We start from the raw sequence: 21361 nt of genomic DNA on the forward strand, positions 1-21361 counted from the left end.
CGCATGCCGGGGCTCAGGCGGCAAAACCGCCGTCGATCTTCAGTCCGGCGCCCGTGACGAACGCTGCTTCTTCGCTGGCCAGGTAGGCGACCATGCCGGCGATTTCATCGGCGCTGCCGTGGCGGGGCAGGGCCATCAGACCGTGCATCAGGTCGGCGAAGTCGCCCGTGGGCGGGTTCATGTCGGTGGCCACGGGGCCCGGTTCCACGTTGTTGATGGTGATGCCGCGCGGACCCAGGTCGCGCGACAGGCCTTGCGTCAGGCCGCTCAGCGCCGATTTGCTCATGGCGTAGGCGGCCGCGCCGCCGAACGGCATGCGGTGCGCATTCGTGCTGCCGATGTTGATGATGCGTCCGCCCGTCTGCATGTGGGCCACGGCCGCCTTGATGGCCACGAACACGGCGCGCACGTTGACGGCCACGGTCTTGTCGAAGTCTGCCAGCGAAAAATCGTCGATGGAACCGGGCAGGAACACGCCCGCGTTGTTGACGAGGATATCAAGCTTGCCAAACTGCGCCGCCACCTTGTCGATGGCCGCCGTCAGTGCGTCGGCATCGGCCGCATCGGCCTGCACGCCCAGGGCCTTGCCGCCGCTGGCCTCCACATTGGCGGCCAGCGCCTGCGCTTCGGCGGCGGAACTTTGATACGTGAAGACGACGGTGGCGCCCTGGCGTGCCAGGCGCTGGACGATGGCGGCGCCGATGCCGCGCGAGCCGCCCGTCACAAAAGCGATCTTGTCTTGCAGTGACAGGGAGGTGCTGGTGGTGGCTTGGGTTTGCATGATGTGCTTTCTGAGTGAGGAGTCGAGGAATTCAGTATCTGCCTTTCATTCCTGCCGCGCTAGCCATGAATCATTACAATCACTTTCAACCATTGTTATCAAATGAGCGGGTAGAATAGGCGCATGGAAGCCCTCAATCACTTGCAATCTTTCGTGCTGTCTGCCGAACTGGGCAGCTTTTCGTCGGCCGCGCGCCGCCTGGGATTGACGCCGGCCGCCGTCAGCAAGAACGTGGCGCGGCTGGAAGCGAGCCTGGGACTGCGGCTGTTCCAGCGCAGTACGCGCAAGCTGACGTTGACGGAAGGGGGCGAGCGTTTCCTGCTGCAGATAGGCGGCGCCCTGTCCACCTTGCAGGAAGCGATCGCCGGCGTGGCGGAAGAGGGCGGCCAGCCGGCAGGCATATTAAAAATCAGCATGGCGCCGTCGTTCGGCCGCAGCTACGTGGTTCCCCTTCTGGGCGACTTCATCGCGCGCTATCCGGGCGTCATCCCCGACTGCCATTTCGACAACCGGCAAGTGGACCTGATCGGCGAGGGATTTGACGTGGCCATCGGCGGCGGCATCGAGCTGACGCCTGGCGTGGTGGCGCGCGAACTGGGCCACGCCCACATCGTCGCCACGGCGTCGCCCGCCTTCATGCGGGACAAAGCCATGCCCGCGCATCCGCTTGACCTGGCGCATTTCGACGGCGTGGCGCGCCGCTCGGCCGGCAGCGGCAGGCTGCGCAGCTGGATACTGCGCGATGGCCGGGGCGGCGAAGGCGTGGCCGAATGCCGGCCCCGCGCCATCTTTGACGATCCGGAAGCGATGGCGCAGGCGGCCATCCTGGGCGTGGGCGTGGCGCTCTTGCCCATGCCGCACGCGCTGGCACACTTGCGCAGCGGCGCCCTGATCCGGTTGCTGCCCGGCTGGCATGCCGATTCCGGCCCCCTGTCCGTGTACTATCCCAGCAAGAAGCTGCTGCCCGCGAAAACGCGCGTGTTCGTCGATTTTTTGCTGGAGCAGTTCCGCCAGCGCGATTTCGCCGCACAGATACGGCCCGATTAAACGATGAAAAAATCCATGCATAGCAACTACAGCCTGTTTTACACCTTCGACGGCGACCAGCCGGCCCGTTTCCGGGAAGCGCGCGTATTCGGCACGACCGTCTGGACGGCCAGCGGCGCGGCCATGACGTGGGGCGAGGAGACGCGCACGCAGTACGCCAGCGAAGCCGCAGCGCATGCCGCGTACGCGGCCCATGGCCAGGCCGCGCTGGCCGATGGCTATGCGCTGGCGCGTGCCACGACCATCGACCCGGCCGTGTTTGATTTCGCGCTGCTGCAAAGCCTGGTGGCGGACGCCGCGCGCCTGGCAGTCGATGCCGTGCGCCGCGCGCATCCGGAGCAGCACATCGACGCTGTCGCGCTGGTGAGCGACGACAGTGCCATGACCATCGCTTTCATGGCGAATAGCCGCGAGGCGCTGGCCGCCTCGGAGTATGGCGAGGAAATGCTGTGGAATCCCGCCGAGTGGGCGTTCGAGGATGGCGGCGCGTACTTCGACAGCGCCTATCGCCTGCTGTTGCAGGCGCACCGCGACCTGCCGTTCGACGTGGACTTCACCACCTTGCGCAGCGGCGTGTTCAACGCCTGCATCGCGGCGCTGGCGCAGCTCGATGCCGAGGGATGCTTCGGCACGGGCGCGCAGCGCGACGCGAGCGTGCTGCTGTTCGAGGTCAGCGACAGTGAGCCGGTGGAAGGCGCGCTGGCGCGTTTGAATCCGCCGGCGGTGGTGGCGCGTTACGAGGCGTGGATGGCCAGCTGGGCGGAGCAGGGGTGAATAAAATGCCTAAAACCAAAAAGATATTTTTTGTGTCCGTATTGGCCATTGCAATATTCATCGATGTACATTTTTTAGCTGGCTGCGGAAAGTTAAGCCCTGAGTTCTCATGGGGCTGGGTTATTGCAGGCACATTTCTTCAGTTGTATGGCGCGCGAAAGCTCTTCCGCACATTAAGAAGTGATGCCGCCGTTGGCGCAGATATCGTCCCTGACGATTATGTCAGGGACGGTTTTTTTCGTTCAAAATGGTTCTATGCGGTGCTTGTCATCTACATGGGCTGCATGGTCTTTTCTTACGGGGTAAGCCATCCGGACTCGCGAACTGCATTGAAACTTGGCACGAAAATAAGCAGCTGCCCTGGAGGGGGAGCTGAGTTCGTGCAACTGTCTATGAGCAAGCGCGTCTCCGACGGGCTGTCTGCCATGAAGCCGACTTACGCCGCCACCAGCCTGATTCTCGTAATCTCCGCCGGTGCGCCGATGCGTTTTGGCGGGCCCCAGTAACCGGTGCCGCGGCTGACATAGATCCACAGCCGGCCTTGCCGGTGCAGTCCCGCCACGTAGGGCTGCTGCAGCGGCACGAACAGGTTCCATGGCCAGAACTGGCCGCCGTGCGTGTGGCCCGACAACTGCAGGTCGTAGCCGGCCGCTTCGGCCTCGGGTGCGCTGCGCGGCTGGTGCGCCAGCAGGATGCGGGGGATGCCGGCGGGGGCGCCGGCGATGGCCGCTTGCGGGTCGCTTTTCTGGGCCGGGTCGAATGCGCCCGCGCTGTAGTCGGTGACGCCAGCGACGGCCACGCGCGCGCCGGCGTGCTCGATGACCGCATGTTCGTTCATCAGCACGCGCAGTCCCAGGCGGCGAAATTCCGCCACCCACGGCGCGGCGCCCGAATAGTATTCGTGGTTGCCCGTCACCAGAAACACGCCGTGGCGCGCGCGCAGCTCGCCCAGCGGCGCCGTATGGCTGGCCAGCTGCGCCACCGTGCCGTCGACCACGTCGCCCGTGATGGCGATGAGGTCCGCCTGCAAGCCGTTGGCGCGCGCGACGATGGCTTCCACATAGGCGCGCTGGATGGTGGCGCCCACGTGGATGTCGCTCAACTGCACGATGGTGTAACCGTGCAGTGCCGGCGGCAAGCCGGCGATGGGCACGTCGATCTCGCGCACGCGCGCCACCCTGCGGGCGTTGACGAAGCCGACGAAGGTGGCCAGCAGCGCCAGGACCAGGGTCGCCACGGCGGACGCCTGCGCGTGCTGGCGCACGGCGGGAATCAGCATCAGCAGCTCGCGCAGCACGGTGAGCACGAACAGCGAGGAAAAAAAGCCCATGCACAGCGAACCGGCCCAGACCAGACGGTCGGCCAGGCGCGCATCATTCGTGACGGCGCGGGCGAAGATGGTCATCGGCATGAGCATGGTCGACGCCAGCAGCACCAGGCCGCCCAGCAGCCAGCCGGCCAGGCCCACGGGCAGGGCAGGCAGCAGCAGCCAGCCCAGCAGGGCGTGCAGGGCGCCCAGTATCATGGTGATGCGCAGCAGCGGCGTGCGGGTTTTCATGTCATGGTTCCAGTGGTGGGGTGCCCGGAGCGGCGGACGCGCCGACAGCATGGCGGCATGGCCGAACCTGTCGCGCCTGGCATCGGCCGATTATAGCCGACGCCTGGTCAACGGATGGCCGGCCCCGCTCATGGGGCGATATGCAGTCCCAGCATGGCCAGCTTGCCGAAATCGACGGGCTTGGCGAAGTGCTCGTTGAAACCGGCCTGCAGGGCGGCCTGGCGGTCGTGTTCCTGGCCATAGCCGGTCAGCGCCACGAGCAGGAATTGCTGAGGTATCGGCAACTGGCGCAATTGCACGGCCACCTCGTAGCCGCTCATGTCGGGCAGGCCGATGTCGAGAAAGATGATGTCGGGCTTGAATTCCAGGGTGCGCTCGGTTGCTTGCGCGCCCGTGTAGGCCGTGCGCACCGTGTGGCCGTACATTTCCAGCAATTCGGCCAGGGTGTCGGCCGCATCGCGGTTGTCGTCGACGACGAGGATGCGCTGGCTGCCGCCGGTGGCCGCTGCCGGCGCCGGCGCCGGCGCGGCGGCCGGCAGCGGCACGTTCGCGTCCAGCGGCAGGGTGACTTCGAAGGTGCTGCCCAGCCCCACGCCGGGACTGCACACGCTGACCTGGCCGCCGTGCAGGGTCACCAGGTTGCGCACCAGCGACAGGCCGATGCCCAGGCCGTCCTGCACCCGGTCGGGCGCGTGGCCGCTTTGCTCGAACAGGCCGAAGATGCTGTCGATGCTGGCCGCGGCAATGCCGATGCCGTTGTCGCTGAGGCGGATACGCACGTTGTCGCCTTCGCGCGCGGCGGAAATCGCGATGCGCCCGCCCGGCGCCGTGAACTTGGCCGCGTTGAGCAGCAGGTTGGCGACGATCTGCGACAGGCGCACGGCGTCGCCGCAGACCCACAGTTCTTCCCTGGGCAGGTTCACGTCCAGCGCATGGCCGCGCGCCTCGACGCTGTGCGAACTCGTTTCCAGCGCGCTGCGGATGACGCTGGCCAGGCTCACGCTTTCCCATTGCAGCGAGATTTTTCCCTGCGAAATGCGCGATACGTCGAGCAGGTCGTCCACCAGACGTACCAGATGGTCCGTGTGGCGGGCGATGGTGCGGCGCGCATTGTCCTGCGCGGCCGGCACGACGGGATCGAGTTTGCACAGCAGGGCCAGCGCTGTGCGGATTGGGCCCAGCGGGTTGCGCAGTTCGTGCGCCAGGGTGGCCAGGAATTCATCCTTGCGGCGGTCCACGTCGCGCAGCGCGCGCTCGACGCGGCCCAGCCGCAGCAGCGCCTTGACGTTGGCGATCAATTCGTCCGCCTCGATCGGCTCGACCAGGTAATTGTCGGCGCCGCCGTCGAGCGCGCGTATCTTGTCGGCCGAGCCGATGCAGGAAGCGGACGTCTGCAGCACGAGGATGGTGTTCGTCTCGGCGCCGCCCTTCAACTGGCGGCACACTTCCAGGCCGTTGATGTCGGGCAGTTTGACGTCGAGCAGGATCAGGTTGGGGCGGTCCTGGCGCGCGCGCAGCAGGGCGTCGCCTCCGTTCGACGCTTCGATGACCTTGAAGCCGGCGCGCTGGAGGATGCGCGACTTGGCGTAGCGGGCGCCGTCGCTGTCATCGACGTTGAGGATCAGAGCATCGCTATTGTTATCCGGTCGCATGCGCATTGTCCTCGGTGGTTGTGCCTTGCGGCGGAACCGGCTCTTGCCGGTGATGTTGATTGCCGATCAGCGCGCGCAGGGTCGCCAGCAGTTGCTGGCGCGGCAGTGGCTTGACGTAATAGGCGTCGGCGCCCAGGGCCAGGCCCTTGCGCACGTCGTCGATCTCGGTGGCGACGATGACGGGCACCTGGCGCCGCAGCGGGTCGTTTTTCAGCTCGGCCAGCCAGTGCCAGGCCGTTTCGCCGTGCAGCAGGATGTCGAGGATGACGGCGGCAGGGCGCTGCTGTTCCCAGCGTTCCTGTGCTTCGCGTACGCTGCGCGCGGGGACCACGCGAAATTCGCTGCCGGCCAGGAATTTTTCATACAGCAGGCGGACGGGCGGATTGTCTTCCACCACCAGCACGGGGATGCGCTGGTCGTTGCCGTTGTCGTTGGCGGGTGCGCACGGCGGCAGGCTGCCTTCAGGCGCATGGTAGCTGGCGGGCAGGATCACGGAAAACAGCGAACCCTGGCCCGGCGTGCTTTCCACGGCCACCGTGCCGTTGAGCAGGGTGGCCAGGTTGCGGCACAGGGGCAGGCCCAGGCCCGTGCCCTTGACCTTGCGCTGCATGTGGTTTTCCACCTGGCTGAATTCCTCGAAGATCAGCTGCACGTCTTCGGCGGCGATGCCCAGACCCGTGTCGGAGACGGAAAAGCAGATGGCATCCTGCTCCGGCAACGGCGTGGCGCTGACGATGATGGCGCCCGCTTCCGTGAACTTGAGGGCGTTGGAGATGAAGTTGCGCAGGATTTGCGACAGCTTGCCTTCATCCGTGTGGATGTGCAGCGCCGGATCGGGGTCGATGAAGGTGAGCGTGAGCGAATCGGACACCAGCAGCGGGCGCAGCATGCCGCGCAGGGCACTGAACAGGTCGGCGACCAGCACGCTGTTGGCGTGCACGTCGACCTTGCCCGCCTCGATCTTGGCCAGGTCCAGCAAGTCGTTGACCAGGTCGCTCAGGCTGACGGCGCTTTGCAGGATGAACATCACCTGCTTTTCCTGCTCCTCCGACAGCTCGCCATCGATGCGGTCGAGCAGCAGCTTGGACAGGGCGCGGATGGAGCTGAGCGGCGTGCGGAATTCATGGCTCATGTTCGACAGGAAGCGCGATTTCATCTGGTCGGCGCGGCGCAGGTGGTCGGCCTTTTCGTCCAGTTCCGCGAACAGCGCCACCACGCCCCGGTTGGTGTCTTCCAGTTCGCGCGTCAGCTGCAGCAGGTCGTCCTGGCGCGTTTTCAGTTCGGCCAGGGTGCTCAGCAGTTCACGGTTCTGCTGCTGCACTTCGGCGAGCGTGATATCCGAAGGCAGCGCCTGCAGGCTGCCGGACAGGGTGCCGATGCTTTGCCCGTCGAGCAGGGGCGCGTCGCGCGGGAACAGCTTGTGCAGGGTGATCTGCGTGCCGTCGCCCGGTGCGCTGCGGATGTGGCAGCGGTCCATCAGGCGCTGCGCGCCCAGGATGCCCAGTCCCATGCCCGTGTGCGAGCGGTAGGTGCCGGCCAGTATCTGATCCAGGTGCGCGATGCCGGGGCCCTGGTCTTCGATGCGGATGCTCAGCACCTGCGGCGCCGTCAAGCCGTCGATGGCGAAATGCACCTTGCCGCTGCCGGCGTAGTTGTAGACGTTGCGCGCCAGTTCCGAGACGGCCGTGGCGATGCGCACCTGGTCCTGCACGCCGAAGCCGCACAGGGCGGCGATCTGCCGCGCGCGCTGGCGCGCACCCACCACATCGAGTTCGCTGCCGATATGGGCCGTCAATATGCGTTGCGTCATGCTGCACCTGTCCCTTCTGCTGTCATAGCCTGGTGTTCCTCGTGCTCGCGCAGCACCACCACCGTGACGTCGTCGCGTCCGCGCGCAAAATCGCGGTACAGCACGGCGGCGACCAGGCTGGGATGGCAGTGCGCCAGGCCCGGATACTGTTCCAGGTCCCAGCGCGTATGCAGGCCGTCCGTATGCATGATCAAGGTCGTGCCCAGCTGCCATGGAAAGCGGAATTCCTGCACCTTGCGCAGATTGCTGCCGACGATGCCGTTATGCGACAGCAGATGCCGGCGCTGCCGCGCATCGAAGGCGCAGGCGGCGATATTGCCCACGCCCGCATAGCGCAATTCGCGCTGCATGGTGTCGATATGCGCCACCGCCATGGCCGCGCCGCGCGTGGCGCGCAGGGCGCCGTGGGCCAGTTCGATGAAGGGGGCGGGCAGGGGCGGCAGGCCGGGCGTGTCGTGTTCCAGCAGCGCGCTGGCGCATTCCGAGGCGCGCGCCGCCAGCGGGCCGTGGCCCAGGCCATCGGCCACCATCAGGCTCAGTTCGTGGCCTTCGCACACGACGTTCCAGGCGTCGCCGCATACCTGTTCCGAGGCCAGCGGCAAGCACACGGCGCCGATCTGCCAGTTCGGCCTGGCGGGAATGGCGCTGCTGGCGTGCTGTCCCCATATCACCATCATCAGCGCCGTGCCCTTGCCGGGCGCCGTGTACAGGTCGAATTCCTGGCTCAATCGGCGTATCGCGCCCAGTCCCACGCCATAGGTGCCCGTGGTGGAATGGCCGTCCTGCATGTGCTGGCGCACGTTCGCCATGCCGGGGCCGTTGTCGATGGCCAGCACTTCGATGCCGCTGGTGCCGCCGCGCAGCACCTTGCGCAGCAGGATTTCACCGCGCTGCGCATGCTTGACGATATTGGTGGCCGCTTCGCTGATGATGATGGCCAGCTGGCCCGTGCGCACGTCGTCGAAGCCGATGTGACGCGCCAGTTCGTTGCCGGCGCGGCGGGCCGCGGCGATTTCGCTCGGTTCGCCGATGGGAAAACTGCGTTGCCTGGCAATGTCAGGGTACGGCTCTTGGTGGTTCAAAACAGCTTCCATTTCGCGATGGTGACGGTGGTGCCCGCGCCGGGCGCCGTGTCGATGTGAAATGCGTCGGCCAGGCGCTTGGCGCCACCCAGCCCCAGTCCCAGTCCGCCGCCGCTGGTGTAGCCATCGGTCAGCGCCAGGGTGATATCCTCGATGCCCGGTCCCGCATCGACAAAGCGCAGTTCCAGCCCCAGCCGCGCGCCATCGCTGACGCGCGCGATGTGCGCTTCGCCGCCGCCGCCGTAGCGCAGGGTGTTGCGCGCCAGTTCGCTGGCCGCCGTGATGATCTTGGTCTGTTCGATCAGGCCAAAACCCATGGCGACCATGCTGTCGCGTACCTGCTTGCGCAGCCGCACGACGTCTTCATCGCTGTGCAGGGGCAGGATTTGCTGCGTCGGCTGGGCCGCTGCCTGCCCTTGCGCGCCTAGCACGGCGCCTCCGTCATGCGCATGCGCCGCCCCGTTCCAGCAGCTTGATCCCCCGTTCCACGTTCAGGGCCGTGCTCACGCCTTCCAGGGTCAGTCCCAGTTCCACCAGGGTGATGGCGACGGCGGGCTGCATGCCCACGACCACGGTGCGCGCGTCGAGGATTTTTGCCATCGCTGCCGTATTGCTGATCATGCGGCCTATGAAGGAGTCGACGATGTCGAGCGCGGAAATGTCGATCAGCACGCCCGTGGCGCGGTCCGTCACGATGCGCGTGGTCAGGTCGTCCTGCAAGGTCATCGCCAGGCGGTCATGCATGTCCACCTGGATCGTCACCAGCAGCAGCCGGCCCATGCGTAAGATGGGGATTCTCTCCATGGGCGCCTCAGTGCTGCTGCGGGTAGGTGATGCTGGAGCCCGTGCGTTTCAGGGCCACGACGAAGGCGTCGGCCAGGGTGGCCTTGGTCATCACGTCTTCCAGGTTCACGCCCAGGTGCACGATGGTTTGCGCGATCTGGGGGCGGATGCCGCTGATGATGCAGTCGGCGCCCATCAGGCGCGCGGCGGCGATGGTTTTCAGCAGGTGCTGCGCCACCAGGGTGTCGACGGTGGGCACGCCCGTGATGTCGATGATGGCGATCAGGGCGCCCGTGTCGACGATCTTTTGCAGCAGGCTTTCCATCACCACCTGCGTGCGGGCGCTGTCGAGCGTGCCGATCAGGGGCAGGGCCAGCACGTTTTGCCACAGCTGCACCACGGGCGTGGACAGTTCCAGCAATTCCTGCTGCTGGCGCAGGATCACCTGTTCGCGCGCCTTCTGGTAGATGGCGATGGTCAGCAGGCCCAGTTCATCGAACAGCTTGCTGGTGCTGACGATGGCGTCGCCCAGCTGCTGCGGCTGGGCCGTGATTTCCTTGCGCAGATAGCCGAACAGCGGCTCCTTGAGGGAAAACATGAAGCTGGCCGTGTCGATCGGCGAATAGCCCTGGCGCACGCGCGACTGCGATATTTCAGCGAGCAGCTGGCGCGTGTCGTCCCAGGCGCCGCCTTCGATGTCGAACGAGTCGCCGCTTTCCAGCGCGCCTGCCAGCAGCGGCAGGAATTGCGAGGCCTGCTGGCGCAACTCGTTTTCGGCAATCTTGTCGCGCCGCACCAGGCGGGAGATCAGGCCGGCCATCCAGCCGTCCAGCAGTTCCGTGTGGTGTTGGCTGATGATGCCGGCCAGTTGTTGCGCCTGGCCCGCGCCCGTCTTGACCGTGTCCGTCTTCATACTCATGCTCATCCTTGGCTGGAGTGGAGGGTGCGGCGCGGCCGCAAGCGGGCACGCGCTGTGATGAATAAATTATAGGCAGGCATGGCCATAGCTTATGTTCTGTGCCGCACATAGTGGCGTAATCAGTGCATATTTCCGCAAGAAACTGTCGCCATTTAAAGATGTATATGATTTGCATGTTTATGTGAATTCCGCTACACTGGCTGCACTCAACAAGAGAAACACGCCATGAATATCGACAAATTCAAACAACAGCACCTGGCCATCCTGGCCGCCATCGATGACTTGCGCCAGCTGGCGCGCGGCGGTGTTGCCGCGCAGGCGCAGGCCATAGCCGAACAGATCATTGCCATGAGCGGCTTGATCAAGCTGCACCTGGCCGTCGAGCAGCGCTATCTGTACCCGGCCGCGCAAGCGTGCGGCGTGGCCAGCGTAGCCCAGCTGGGCCGCCAGTACGAAAACGAGATGCACGGCATCGCGGGCGCCTACCTGGATTTTGCGGGCCGCTGGAATACGCCCGTGCGCCTGGCAGCCGAACCGGAAGCGTTCCGCAGCGAAGCCAATACCGTGCTGCACGCGCTATTCCAGCGCATGCGGCGCGAAGACCATGATCTTTATCCCGCCATAGAATCTCTCGCCTGAGACCGCTTACTGATAGATACACAGGAGTTTTACATGCTGACCCAGCAACAACGCACCATCATCACCGCCACCGTCCCCATCCTCGAGCAGGGCGGCGAAGCGCTGACCCGCCATTTCTACAAGAACCTGTTCCGCGACCATCCCGAAGTGCTGCCGTACTTTAACCAGGCGCACCAGCACAGCGGCGACCAGCAGCGGGCGCTGGCCAATGGCGTGCTGATGTATGCCAAGCATATCGACCGGCTCGAAGCGCTGGGCGACCTGGTGGCCACCATCGTCAACAAGCACGTGGCCCTGCAGATTCGCGCCGAACACTATCCGCTGGTGGGCGCCAGCCTGCTGCAAGCGATCCGCGAAGTGCTGGGCGCCGAGGTGGCCAGCGACGCCGTCATCGACGCCTGGGGCGCGGCCTACGGCCAGCTGGCCGATATCCTGGCCGGCGAAGAAGGGCGCATCTACAAAGCGCAGGCGGCCGCACCCGGTGGCTGGAGCGGCGCGCGCGACTTTACCGTGCGCAGCAAGACGGTGGAAAGCGGCGAGATCACGTCCTTCCTGCTGGCGCCCGCCGATGGCCGGCCCGTGCTCGACTTTGCGCCAGGTCAATACATCGGCGTGCTGGCCACCGTCGATGGCGTGCCCATGCGCCGCCAGTATTCGCTGTCGGCCGCCAGCAATGGCCAGACGTACCGCATCAGCGTCAAGCGCGAAGAGGGCGGCAAGGTGTCGAATTTCTTCCATGACGGCGTGCAGGCGGGAGACACAGTGCAGCTGACGCCGCCATCGGGCGACTTCGTGCTGACGCAGAGCGACAAGCCGCTGGTGCTGATCAGCGGCGGCGTGGGCATCACGCCCACCCTGGCCATGCTGGCGACGGCCCTGCGCGGCAAGCGACCCGTGCATTTCATCCACGCGGCGCGCAACCGGGGCGTGCATGCATTCCGCGCGCAGATCGACGCACTGGCCGCCCAGCATCCGCAACTGCAGCGCTATTACTGCTACGCGGAACATGAAGGCGAACACGATGCGCCGGACGCCGTCGGCTTGCTGGACAAGGAGCAGCTGGCGCACTGGCTGCCGGCCTCGCGCGACGTCGATGCCTACTTCCTGGGGCCGCAGCCATTCATGCGGGCCGTCAAGCAATACTTGCGCGAACTGGGCGTGCCGGAACAGCAGACGCACCATGAATTCTTCGGACCGGCCGCCGCACTGAATTGATGGTGCCGCCTGCCGCGTGTTGCCGCCGCGAGAAAAAACCGCTGCCGTAAGGGGCGGGTAAGCCTCGCGCTGTACTGTGAAGCCAAGCTCGAAAATAACAGAGCAGCTTTTACATAACAGGAGGCAACACAATGCATGACGATCTCGTTCAAAAAATCAAGAGCGACCCCAACTATCATCAGCTGGTCAAGGTACGTTCCCGCTTCGGCTGGGCGCTGACGGGCCTGATGATGCTGGTGTACTACGGCTACATCCTGCTCATCGCCTTCGACAAGGAATTCCTCGCCACAAAAACGGGCACCGGCGTGATGACCTGGGGCATGCCGATCGGCCTGTTCGTCATCGTGTTTACCGTGCTGGTCACGGGTATCTATGTGCGCCGCGCCAACAAGCAATTCGACGACCTGAGCAACGCCATCCAGGCACGGGTGCAAGCATGAGCGGCGCCCCATCGACGCAACGCACATGCGCCTGCCTGGCAGCCCTGGCCGTGCTGGCGGGCGCCAGCAGCAGCGTGCTGGCGGCCGGCGCCGACCTGGGCCAGGCAGTCAAGCAGCCCACCAACTGGACGGCGATCATCATGTTCGCCGCCTTCGTCATCTTCACCCTGTTCGTCACCAAGTGGGCGGCCGCGAAGACAAAGTCGGCCTCCGATTTCTACACGGCCGGCGGCGGCATCACGGGTTTCCAGAATGGCCTGGCCATCGCGGGCGACTATATGTCGGCCGCTTCCTTCCTCGGCATTTCCGCCGCCGTCTTTTTGAACGGCTACGATGGCCTGATCTATGCCATCGGCTTTCTCGTCGGCTGGCCCGTCATCACCTTTCTGATGGCCGAGCGCCTGCGCAACCTGGGCCGCTTCACCTTTGCCGACGTGGCCGCCTACCGCTTCAAGCAGGCGCCGATCCGCATCTTTTCCGCGTCCGGCACCCTGGTCGTCGTGGCGTTCTACCTGATCGCGCAGATGGTGGGCGCGGGCCAGCTGATCAAGCTGCTGTTCGGCCTCGAATACTGGATCGCCGTCGTGCTGGTGGGCACCCTGATGATGATCTACGTGCTGTTTGGCGGCATGACGGCCACCACCTGGGTGCAGATCATCAAGGCCGTGATGCTGCTGGGCGGCGCCACCTTCATGGCCGTGGCCGTGCTGGCGCAATTCAATTTCAGCCCGGAAGCGCTGTTCGCCAAGTCGGTGGACGTGCATGCCACCAAGGAAGCCATCATGGGCCCCGGTTCCTTCATCAAGGACCCGATCTCGGCCATCTCGTTCGGCATGGCGCTGATGTTTGGTACGGCTGGCTTGCCGCACATCCTGATGCGTTTCTTCACGGTGCCCAGCGCCAAGGAAGCGCGCAAGTCCGTGTTCTGGGCCACCACCTGGATCGCTTATTTCTATATCCTGACCTTCATCATCGGCTTTGGCGCCATCGTGCTGGTGAGCACCAATCCCGAGTTCAAGGATGCGGCTGGCAAGCTGCTGGGCGGTAACAACATGGCGGCCGTGCACCTGGCCAAGGCCGTGGGCGGCAACGTCTTCCTCGGCTTCATGTCGGCCGTCGCCTTTGCCACCATCCTCGCCGTCGTGGCGGGCTTGACCCTGTCGGGCGCGTCGGCCGTGTCGCACGATCTGTATGCCACCGTCATCAAGAAGGGCAAGGCCACGGGCGCCAACGAATTGAAGGTGTCGCGCGTGACGACGATCGTGCTGGGCATCATTGCCGTGGTGCTGGGCATTGCGTTCGAGAAGCAGAACATCGCCTTCATGGTCTCGCTGGCCTTTGCCATCGCCGCTTCGGCCAACTTCCCCGTGCTGTTCATGTCGGTGCTGTGGAAAGACTGCACCACGCGGGGCGCCACCATCGGTGGCTTCCTGGGCTTGATCACGGCCGTCGCGCTGACGGTGGTGTCGAAGTCCGTGTGGGTGGACGTGCTGGGCCATGGCGAAGCGCTGTTCCCGTATGCGTCGCCGGCGCTGTTCTCGATGACGGCAGGCTTCGTCGGCATCTGGCTGTTCTCGGTGCTCGACAAGAGCCCCCGCGCGCGCATCGACCGCGCCGGTTACGAAGCGCAGCAGATGCGCTCGGAAACGGGCATCGGCGCGGCAGGCGCCAGCGCGCACTGATTGATCAGCTAGTCCTTGCAGAAAACAATGCCCGGTTCGCCGGGCATTGTTGTTTTTGTGCACCTGCTACTGTGCCAGGTGCAGGGGAATCACGCCCGCCGCCAGCGCCGGCGCGCCCGGCGCCGCGTCGAGTATCGATGCCAGGGTCACCGTGTCGAGCACGGCCAGGAAGGCGGCCGTGGCCTGGCCCAGCCTGGCCTTCAGCAGGCAATCGGGTGTCAGCGGGCAAGTGTTGCTGTCCTTGTTGAAACATTCCGCCATAAAGAAATCGCTTTCCGTCTCGCGCACCACGGTGCCGATATTGATCTCGGCCGGGTCGCGCGCCAGGCGCAGGCCGCCATTCCTTCCGCGCACGGTTTCCACGATGCCGGACAGGCCCAGCTGGTGTACGACCTTCATCAGGTGATTCTTCGAGATGGCATGCAGGTCGGCAATGTCCTGGATGGTCACGAGGCGGTCGCGGTGCACGCCCAGGTACATCAGGGTGCGCAGGGTGTAGTCGGTGTAGGCAGTCAGTCGCATCGCTAGTCGGGTCGGTAAAGATGTGGATTACATCCTTGTTTCAGCCGCCAGCATACAGGAGAGTGCCTTGCCGCAGCGGGTCTGCTGCGCATTTTCACGCCACATTTCAGCCTCGAAAGGCAAAAGGTGATTGCCTTTCGATCAAATGCGTAGTAAATTTTCATATTGTTGCCCTGGTAAATAGCTTGCAAGCCCTTTATAACCCTTTGAGCATGGATTTTTCTGATGAAAATCAAGAGGATGGTGAAACAATAAGGTAAATTTACTACAAATTGGATGATGAGCGTTTCCCGGGCCGGGGAGCGCGTACGACGCAATCTGTGCGGTGCCGCCGTGGCCGCTCCAGGAAATGAATACCATGCAAATGAATGAAGTGAAAGACGAGCTGCTGAGCAGCGATATCCGCCAGCTGGGCCGTCTCTTGGGCGACGCCATCCGCAACCACCTGGGCGACCCCGCCTTCGAACGTATCGAACATGTGCGCCAGCTGGCCATCCGTTTCCGCCGCGACAATGATGAAGCGGCGCGCGCGCAGCTGTCCGCTGCGCTGCAAGCGCTGTCGCAGGAAGAAACCACGCAATTGACGCGCGCTTTCAGCTATTTTTCGCTGCTGGCCAACATTGCGGAAGACCAGCACCATATCCGCCGCACGCGCGCCCATCTGATCGCCGGTTCGCCGCCGCGCCAGGGTAGCCTCAGCCATGCCGTCGGCAACGTGTTCGACGCGGGCAAGGCCGATGCGCTGGCGTCGTTCTTTGACGATGCCTTCGTCAGCCCCGTGTTCACGGCCCACCCGACGGAAGTGCAGCGCAAGAGCATCCAGAATTGCCAGATGGCCATCGCGCGCCTGTTGAGCGAGCGCGACCGCGTACAAATGACGCCGGAAGAGGCGGAGCAGAATGAAGAGGCGCTGGGCCGCGGCATCGTCACCCTGTGGCAGACGCGCCTGCTGCGCACGAGCAAGCTGTCCGTCATGGATGAAGTGGCCAATGGCCTGTCGTTCTATGACCACACGATCCTGCGTGAACTGCCGAAACTGTATTCATCGCTGGAAACCATGCTGGCCCAGCGCGATGCCCGCTGGGAAGATGTGGAATTGCCCAACTTCATGAAAGTGGGCAGCTGGATAGGCGGCGACCGCGACGGCAACCCGTTCGTGATGGCCGACATCCTGCGCAGCACCTTGCAGACGCAGGCCGACAAGGCACTCGATTTCTACCTCGGTGAATTGCGCAAGCTCGCGTCGCAACTGTCGCTGGCGCAGATACTCAATGGCTGCAGCGAGCCGCTGCGCGCGCTGGCCGAGCGCTCGGCCGACGCGTCGCCGCACAGGGTTGACGAGCCGTACCGCCGCGCCTTGCACGGCATCCATGCGCGCCTGGAAAACACGCGCGTCGTGCTCTCCGGCAAGGGCAAGCAAGCCGACGGCGTGCAGCCCTACGCTGCGGCAGCCGAGCTGCTGGCCGACCTGGACGTGGTCCAGCATTCGCTCGTCAGCAATGGCTTGCGCGCGCTGGCGCGGGGCCGGCTGCGCCAGCTGCGCCGCGCCGTCAAGGTCTTCGGCTTCTCGCTGGCGCCGCTGGACTTGCGCCAGAATTCCGACGTGCACGAGCGCGTCGTGGGCGAACTGTTCGCGGGCGCCCAGCCGGGCCTCGTTTACCTGGACCTTGATGAAGAGCAGCGCATCGCCTTGCTGCTGGCCGAGCTGCAGTCGCCGCGCCTGCTGACGTCGCCGTATGCGCAGTACTCGGAAGAAACCACATCCGAACTCGACATCTTCCGCGCCGTGCGCGAAGCCCACGTCAAGTACGGCCAGGAATCGGTGCCGAATTGCATCATCTCGAAGGCGGCCAGCGTCTCGGACTTGCTGGAAGTGGCCTTGCTGCTCAAGGAAGTGGGCTTGCTGCGCCAGGACAGCCGCGAAGTCGACGTCAATATCATTCCCCTGTTTGAAACCATCGACGACTTGCGCGCCGGTCCCGCCATCATGGCGCGCGCGTTCGGCTTGCCGTTCTACCGGGGCTTGCTGGCGTCGCGCGCGGACCAGCAGGAAGTCATGCTCGGCTATTCGGACAGCAACAAGGACGGCGGTTTCCTGACGTCCGGCTGGGAACTCTACAAGGCCGAGATCGAACTGGTGACGGTCTTCAAGCAGGAACAGATCAAGCTGCGCCTGTTCCATGGCCGCGGCGGTTCCGTGGGCCGCGGCGGCGGACCCAGCTATGAAGCCATCCTGGCCCAGCCGGCCGGCGCCGTGCAGGGACAGATCCGTTTGACGGAGCAGGGCGAAGTCATCACGGCCAAGTATGCGAACCCGGAAGTAGGGCGCCGCAACCTGGAAGTGCTGGTGGCCGCCACCATCCAGTCGACCCTGCTGCCGCAGGCGCACCTCCAGCCGAAGGCCTCGGCCGGCGCGGGCCACCTGGCAGCCATGGAAGAGCTGTCCGGCACGGCCCTGAATGCCTACCGCGACCTCGTCTACGGCACGGAGGGCTTCGAGCAGTATTTCTGGGAATCGACGGTGATCGCGGAAATTGCCGCACTGAACATCGGTAGTCGTCCCGCCTCGCGCAAGAAATCCACGTCCATCGAGGATTTGCGCGCGATCCCGTGGGTCTTGAGCTGGGCGCAATGCCGCTTGATGCTGCCGGGCTGGTTCGGCTTCGGTTCCGCCGTGCAAGCCTACCTGGCCGCCCATCCGGACGGCGGCGCGGATGTGCTGCGCGGCATGTACACGGATTGGCCATTCTTCACGTCCCTGCTGTCGAACATGGACATGGTGCTGGCCAAGAGCGACATCGCCATTGCCGGCAAGTATGCGGAACTGGTCAAGGACAAGACCTTGCGCGATGCCATCTTTACGCGTATCCGCGCCGAATATGCGGCTACCCTGGACGCCCTGAAACTGATCACGGGCCAGGAAGAGTTGCAGCAATCCAATCCGCTGATGCAGCGCTCGATACGCAACCGTTTCCCGTACATCGATCCGCTCAACCACGTGCAGGTGGAATTGCTGAAACGCTTCCGCGAAGGCAAGCAGGATGCTGCCGCGCGCACGGGGATTCATTTGTCGATCAATGGCATTGCGGCGGGGTTGCGCAACAGCGGTTAATTTTTGGGGTCAGACCCGCCGGGTCTGACCCCAGCTTTGCACTTGGCTTAGTTTTAAGTAAAACAACAAGGAGACAGCATGACCATCAAAGTTGCCATCAATGGCTATGGCCGCATCGGCCGCAATGTCTTGCGCGCGTTTTATGAAGGCGGCAAGCAGCAGGATATCGAAATCGTCGCCATCAACGACCTGGGCGACGCCAAGTCGAATGCGCATCTGACGCGCTACGATACGGTGCACGGCAAGTTTCCCGGCGTCGTTACCATCGACGGCGACAACATGATCGTCAACGGCGACCGCATCCGCGTGTTCGCGCAGCGCGACCCGGCCCTGATACCGTGGGGCGAACTCGGCGTCGACGTGGTGCTCGAGTGCACGGGTTTCTTCACGACCAAGGAAAAAGCCTCGGCCCATCTGAAGGGCGGCGCAAAGAAAGTCATCATCTCGGCGCCGGGTGGCAAGGATGTCGATGCCACCATCGTGTTCGGCGTCAACCAGCACGTCTTGAAAGCCTCGGATACGGTCATTTCGAATGCCTCGTGCACGACGAATTGCCTCGCGCCACTGGTCAAGCCGCTCAACGACGCCATCGGCATCGAATCGGGCCTGATGACCACCGTGCACGCCTACACGAATGACCAGGTGCTGTCCGACGTGATGCATGAAGACTTGCGCCGCGCCCGTTCGGCCACGCATTCGATGATTCCCACCAAGACGGGAGCGGCAGCGGCCGTGGGCCTGGTCTTGCCGGAACTCAATGGCAAGCTCGATGGCTTTGCCGTGCGCGTGCCGACGATCAACGTCTCGCTGGTCGACCTGTCCTTCATCGCCAAGCGCGACACGACGGTGGACGAGGTGAATGCGCTGCTGAAAGCGGCATCGGAAGGCGCGCTGAAAGGCATCCTCACGTACCAGACGGAACCGCTCGTTTCCATCGATTTCAACCACAACCCGGCTTCGTCGAACTTCGATTCGACCCTGACCAAGGTGTCGGGCCGCCTCGTGAAAGTGTCGTCGTGGTACGACAACGAATGGGGCTTCTCGAACCGCATGCTCGACACCACGGTCGCCCTGATGGCGGCTCAATAACAAGGTTTTACCGCTGATCCAGCGCACCAGGACGGCCGGCCCACAAGGCTGGCCCTTGTAGCAACTTATTATAGAAAGCAGCACACCATGACCATGCAAGTACAGCAACGCGCCACCAAGATCGTTTCCACCATCGGCCCCGCTTCGAACGATATCGATACCCTGGTCCGCATGTTCAAGGCCGGCGTCGACGTCGTGCGCCTGAACTTCTCGCATGGCAAGGCGCAAGACCATATCGACCGCGCCCGCATGGTGCGCGAAGCAGCAGCCCTGTGCGGCCGCGAAGTGGCCATCATGGCCGACTTGCAAGGTCCGAAAATTCGCGTCGGCAAGTTTGAAGAAGGCAAGATTTTCCTGGAAAACGGCGCCAAGTTCATCCTCGATGCCAAGTGGGGCGAGAACGGCGAACTGGGCAACATCGAGCGCTGCGGCCTCGACTACAAGGAATTGCCGCGCGACTTGCGCACCGCCGACGTGCTGCTGCTCAATGACGGCTTGATCGTCTTGACGGTCGACAAGGTCGTCGGCAGCGAAATCCACACGACAGTGAAAATCGGCGGCGAGTTGTCGAACAACAAGGGCATCAACCGCCAGGGCGGCGGCTTGTCGGCTCCGGCCCTGACGGCCAAAGACATGGAAGACGTGAAGACGGCGATGAGTTTCCAGGCCGACTACGTGGCCGTGTCTTTCCCGAAAAACGCCACCGACATGGTCATGGCGCGCCAGCTGGCCAATATCGCGGGCGAAGCGTGGGACCACAAGCCGATGATGATCGCCAAGATCGAACGCGCGGAAGCCATTCCTGCACTGCAGGAAATCCTCGACGCGTCCGACGGCATCATGGTGGCGCGCGGCGACCTGGCGGTCGAGGTGGGCAATGCGGCCGTGCCGGCCTTGCAAAAGCGCATGATCAAGATGGCGCGCGCGTCGAACAAGCTGGCGATCACGGCCACGCAGATGATGGAATCGATGATCGTCAACGCCGTGCCCACGCGCGCGGAAGTGTCGGACGTGGCCAATGCCGTGCTGGACGGCACGGATGCCGTGATGACGTCGGCGGAAACGGCCTCGGGCCGCTATCCGATCGAAACGGTGGAAGCGATGGCCGCCATCTGCCTGGACGCGGAAAAGTGGGATACCTGCAAGCTCGATGCCGATTTCCTCAACGCCACGTTCTCGCGCATCGACCAGTCGATCGCGTATGGCGCCCTGTTTACGGCCCACCACCTGCGCGTGAAAGCCATCGCCACCCTGACGGAGTCGGGTTCCACGGCGCTGTGGATGAGCCGCTGCAACATCGACATCCCCATCGTGGCCCTGACCCCGAGCGTGGGCACGCGCCGCAAGCTGGCCCTGTACCGCAACGTCAGCACCCTGGAACTGACGTCCGGCACGGACCGCGACAAGGTCTTGCAACAGGCGGAAGATTTGCTGGTGGAACATAAGGTGGTGGCCAAGGGCGACACCGTCGTGCTGACCTGGGGCGAGCCGATGGGCAAGGTGGGCGGCACGAATGCGCTGAAAATCATGAAGATCGGCCAGCACTGACCGATGACCGGGGGGCGTCCGCCTGCCGGACGTCGCCCGCTGCAGGTGACCGGTCGCGGCCGGCCCTGATCCTGCCCGTCCTGGGCGCGCTGGCGCAGTCCTGCTCATTATTCCAGCTTATTATTCCTGTTTGTTCTCTGATATAAATCATGGCCGTCCTGGCGGCCTTGCCACGCCCGTGCCCGGCCAGCTGGCGCTATCGGCTTCCGCGTGAGAAGATGGGGGCTTTCCCATTTGGCAATTCCAAGCCGATACGGACAACGATGTCAGAGAGAGTCGCGTCAAGATGAAACCTGGATATGCTGCCGTACTGATGGTCATGCTGGCGTGCCCGGCCCAGTCCCGCGCGCAGGACGCGACATGCGATGCGGACGACAGGGCGGCAGTGACTACGCTCGACGCACTGCCTGCCCAGGTGCAGTACTTGCTGGGGCGCGCCAGGCCGGGCATCGCGGGGATCGCGGATATCGGTGGAAAATTCAACCCCAGCGACGTTATTCTCGATGACACCGTGCCCATGCGCAGGCTGGTCGGCGGCGTCGCGGGCCATCGCTGTATCTGGCTGACGGTCGAATACGGCGGCGTGGGGCATTATCAAAAGAAACTGGAATACCGCCTGATCGCCGATATCTGGATGCAGCGGAAGGGGGCGGACGTCGAGAGGGCGCCAGCCGTCTTGCCCCCTGCGATGCGCTGATGTTGATACCG

General features: G+C 64.2%; 20 protein-coding genes. 11 read left to right on the forward strand and 9 right to left on the reverse strand.

All coding sequences use genetic code 11. The annotated features are described in order from the left end of the window. Nucleotides 1–13 precede the first annotated feature (13 nt). The gene (locus GCN75_RS03975; RefSeq protein ID WP_152281450.1) at nt 14–781 is read right to left on the reverse strand and encodes an SDR family oxidoreductase; all 768 of its coding nucleotides are present in this window, start codon (nt 779–781) and stop codon (nt 14–16) included. A gap of 123 nt (nt 782–904) precedes the next feature. On the opposite strand from GCN75_RS03975, the gene GCN75_RS03980 reads away from it, so the two are divergent. From GCN75_RS03980 to GCN75_RS03990, 3 genes are read left to right on the forward strand one after another with little or no spacing between them, the layout of a single operon-like run. Next, on the forward strand, nt 905–1828 hold the full coding sequence (locus tag GCN75_RS03980) for a LysR family transcriptional regulator (RefSeq protein ID WP_152281451.1): 924 nt from the start codon (nt 905–907) through the stop codon (nt 1826–1828). 15 nt (nt 1829–1843) lie between these two features. Next, the gene (locus GCN75_RS03985; RefSeq protein ID WP_193317371.1) at nt 1844–2602 is read left to right on the forward strand and encodes a DUF4303 domain-containing protein; all 759 of its coding nucleotides are present in this window, start codon (nt 1844–1846) and stop codon (nt 2600–2602) included. A 5-nt stretch (nt 2603–2607) separates the two neighbouring features. Continuing rightward, a complete protein-coding gene (locus GCN75_RS03990) occupies nt 2608–3108 on the forward strand; it encodes a hypothetical protein (protein WP_152281453.1) in 501 nt (166 codons plus the stop codon). Here the strand turns inward: GCN75_RS03990 and GCN75_RS03995 are convergent. From GCN75_RS03995 to GCN75_RS04025, 7 genes are all read right to left on the reverse strand, one after another. Next, nucleotides 3039–4160: a metallophosphoesterase gene (locus tag GCN75_RS03995; protein WP_152281454.1), complete on the reverse strand. Its 1122-nt coding sequence runs from the start codon at nt 4158–4160 to the stop codon at nt 3039–3041. The genes GCN75_RS03990 and GCN75_RS03995 overlap by 70 nt on opposite strands. Nucleotides 4161–4288: 128 nt before the next feature. Continuing rightward, on the reverse strand, nt 4289–5812 hold the full coding sequence (locus GCN75_RS04000) for an ATP-binding response regulator (protein ID WP_152281455.1): 1524 nt from the start codon (nt 5810–5812) through the stop codon (nt 4289–4291). Beyond that, nucleotides 5799–7622, reverse strand: a complete 1824-nt coding sequence (locus GCN75_RS04005) for an ATP-binding protein (protein ID WP_152281456.1) — start codon at nt 7620–7622, stop codon at nt 5799–5801. Before GCN75_RS04005 ends, GCN75_RS04000 begins: the two co-directional genes overlap by 14 nt. After that, a complete protein-coding gene (locus tag GCN75_RS04010; protein ID WP_226941074.1) occupies nt 7619–8704 on the reverse strand; it encodes an ATP-binding SpoIIE family protein phosphatase in 1086 nt (361 codons plus the stop codon). Before GCN75_RS04010 ends, GCN75_RS04005 begins: the two co-directional genes overlap by 4 nt. Beyond that, nucleotides 8701–9135 (reverse strand): ATP-binding protein, encoded by a 435-nt coding sequence (locus GCN75_RS04015; protein ID WP_193317372.1) that lies wholly within the window; start codon nt 9133–9135, stop codon nt 8701–8703. Before GCN75_RS04015 ends, GCN75_RS04010 begins: the two co-directional genes overlap by 4 nt. Before the next feature lie 10 nt (nt 9136–9145). Beyond that, the gene (locus GCN75_RS04020) at nt 9146–9508 is read right to left on the reverse strand and encodes an STAS domain-containing protein (RefSeq protein ID WP_099667758.1); all 363 of its coding nucleotides are present in this window, start codon (nt 9506–9508) and stop codon (nt 9146–9148) included. A gap of 7 nt (nt 9509–9515) precedes the next feature. Further along, nucleotides 9516–10406 carry an STAS domain-containing protein gene (locus GCN75_RS04025; protein ID WP_226941075.1) on the reverse strand — a complete coding sequence of 297 codons (891 nt, stop codon included), beginning with the start codon at nt 10404–10406 and terminating at the stop codon, nt 9516–9518. Between the two features lie 225 nt (nt 10407–10631). Here GCN75_RS04025 and GCN75_RS04030 point away from each other — a divergent pair, with 225 nt between their 5' ends. From GCN75_RS04030 to GCN75_RS04045, 4 genes are all read left to right on the forward strand, one after another. Continuing rightward, on the forward strand, nt 10632–11045 hold the full coding sequence (locus tag GCN75_RS04030) for a hemerythrin domain-containing protein (RefSeq protein WP_152281458.1): 414 nt from the start codon (nt 10632–10634) through the stop codon (nt 11043–11045). A 33-nt stretch (nt 11046–11078) separates the two neighbouring features. After that, entirely contained in the window at nt 11079–12260 is a 1182-nt protein-coding gene (gene hmpA, locus GCN75_RS04035) for an NO-inducible flavohemoprotein (protein ID WP_152281459.1), read from the forward strand. A gap of 131 nt (nt 12261–12391) precedes the next feature. Beyond that, the gene (locus tag GCN75_RS04040; RefSeq protein WP_152281460.1) at nt 12392–12700 is read left to right on the forward strand and encodes a DUF485 domain-containing protein; all 309 of its coding nucleotides are present in this window, start codon (nt 12392–12394) and stop codon (nt 12698–12700) included. Continuing rightward, nucleotides 12697–14382: a cation acetate symporter gene (locus GCN75_RS04045; RefSeq protein WP_152281461.1), complete on the forward strand. Its 1686-nt coding sequence runs from the start codon at nt 12697–12699 to the stop codon at nt 14380–14382. The genes GCN75_RS04040 and GCN75_RS04045 overlap by 4 nt, the downstream gene beginning before the upstream one ends. 66 nt (nt 14383–14448) lie before the next feature. On the opposite strand, the gene GCN75_RS04050 is transcribed toward GCN75_RS04045, so the two are convergent. After that, nucleotides 14449–14904, reverse strand: a complete 456-nt coding sequence (locus GCN75_RS04050; protein ID WP_152281462.1) for an RrF2 family transcriptional regulator — start codon at nt 14902–14904, stop codon at nt 14449–14451. 358 nt (nt 14905–15262) lie between these two features. Here GCN75_RS04050 and ppc point away from each other — a divergent pair, with 358 nt between their 5' ends. The 4 genes from ppc (at nt 15263) to GCN75_RS04070 (ending at nt 21350) form a co-directional block, all read left to right on the forward strand. After that, nucleotides 15263–18016: a phosphoenolpyruvate carboxylase gene (ppc, locus tag GCN75_RS04055; protein WP_226941077.1), complete on the forward strand. Its 2754-nt coding sequence runs from the start codon at nt 15263–15265 to the stop codon at nt 18014–18016. Between the two features lie 78 nt (nt 18017–18094). After that, nucleotides 18095–19105 carry a type I glyceraldehyde-3-phosphate dehydrogenase gene (gene gap, locus GCN75_RS04060; RefSeq protein ID WP_152281463.1) on the forward strand — a complete coding sequence of 337 codons (1011 nt, stop codon included), beginning with the start codon at nt 18095–18097 and terminating at the stop codon, nt 19103–19105. Nucleotides 19106–19192: 87 nt separating this feature from the next. Continuing rightward, nucleotides 19193–20653: a pyruvate kinase gene (gene pyk, locus GCN75_RS04065; RefSeq protein ID WP_080698726.1), complete on the forward strand. Its 1461-nt coding sequence runs from the start codon at nt 19193–19195 to the stop codon at nt 20651–20653. Nucleotides 20654–20939: 286 nt separating this feature from the next. Continuing rightward, complete coding sequence (locus tag GCN75_RS04070) at nt 20940–21350, forward strand: hypothetical protein (protein ID WP_152281464.1); 411 nt, start codon at nt 20940–20942, stop codon at nt 21348–21350. The last annotated feature ends 11 nt before the right edge of the window (nt 21351–21361 follow it).

The organism is Janthinobacterium violaceinigrum (assembly GCF_009208555.1).
Lineage (GTDB): Bacteria > Pseudomonadota > Gammaproteobacteria > Burkholderiales > Burkholderiaceae_D > Janthinobacterium > Janthinobacterium violaceinigrum.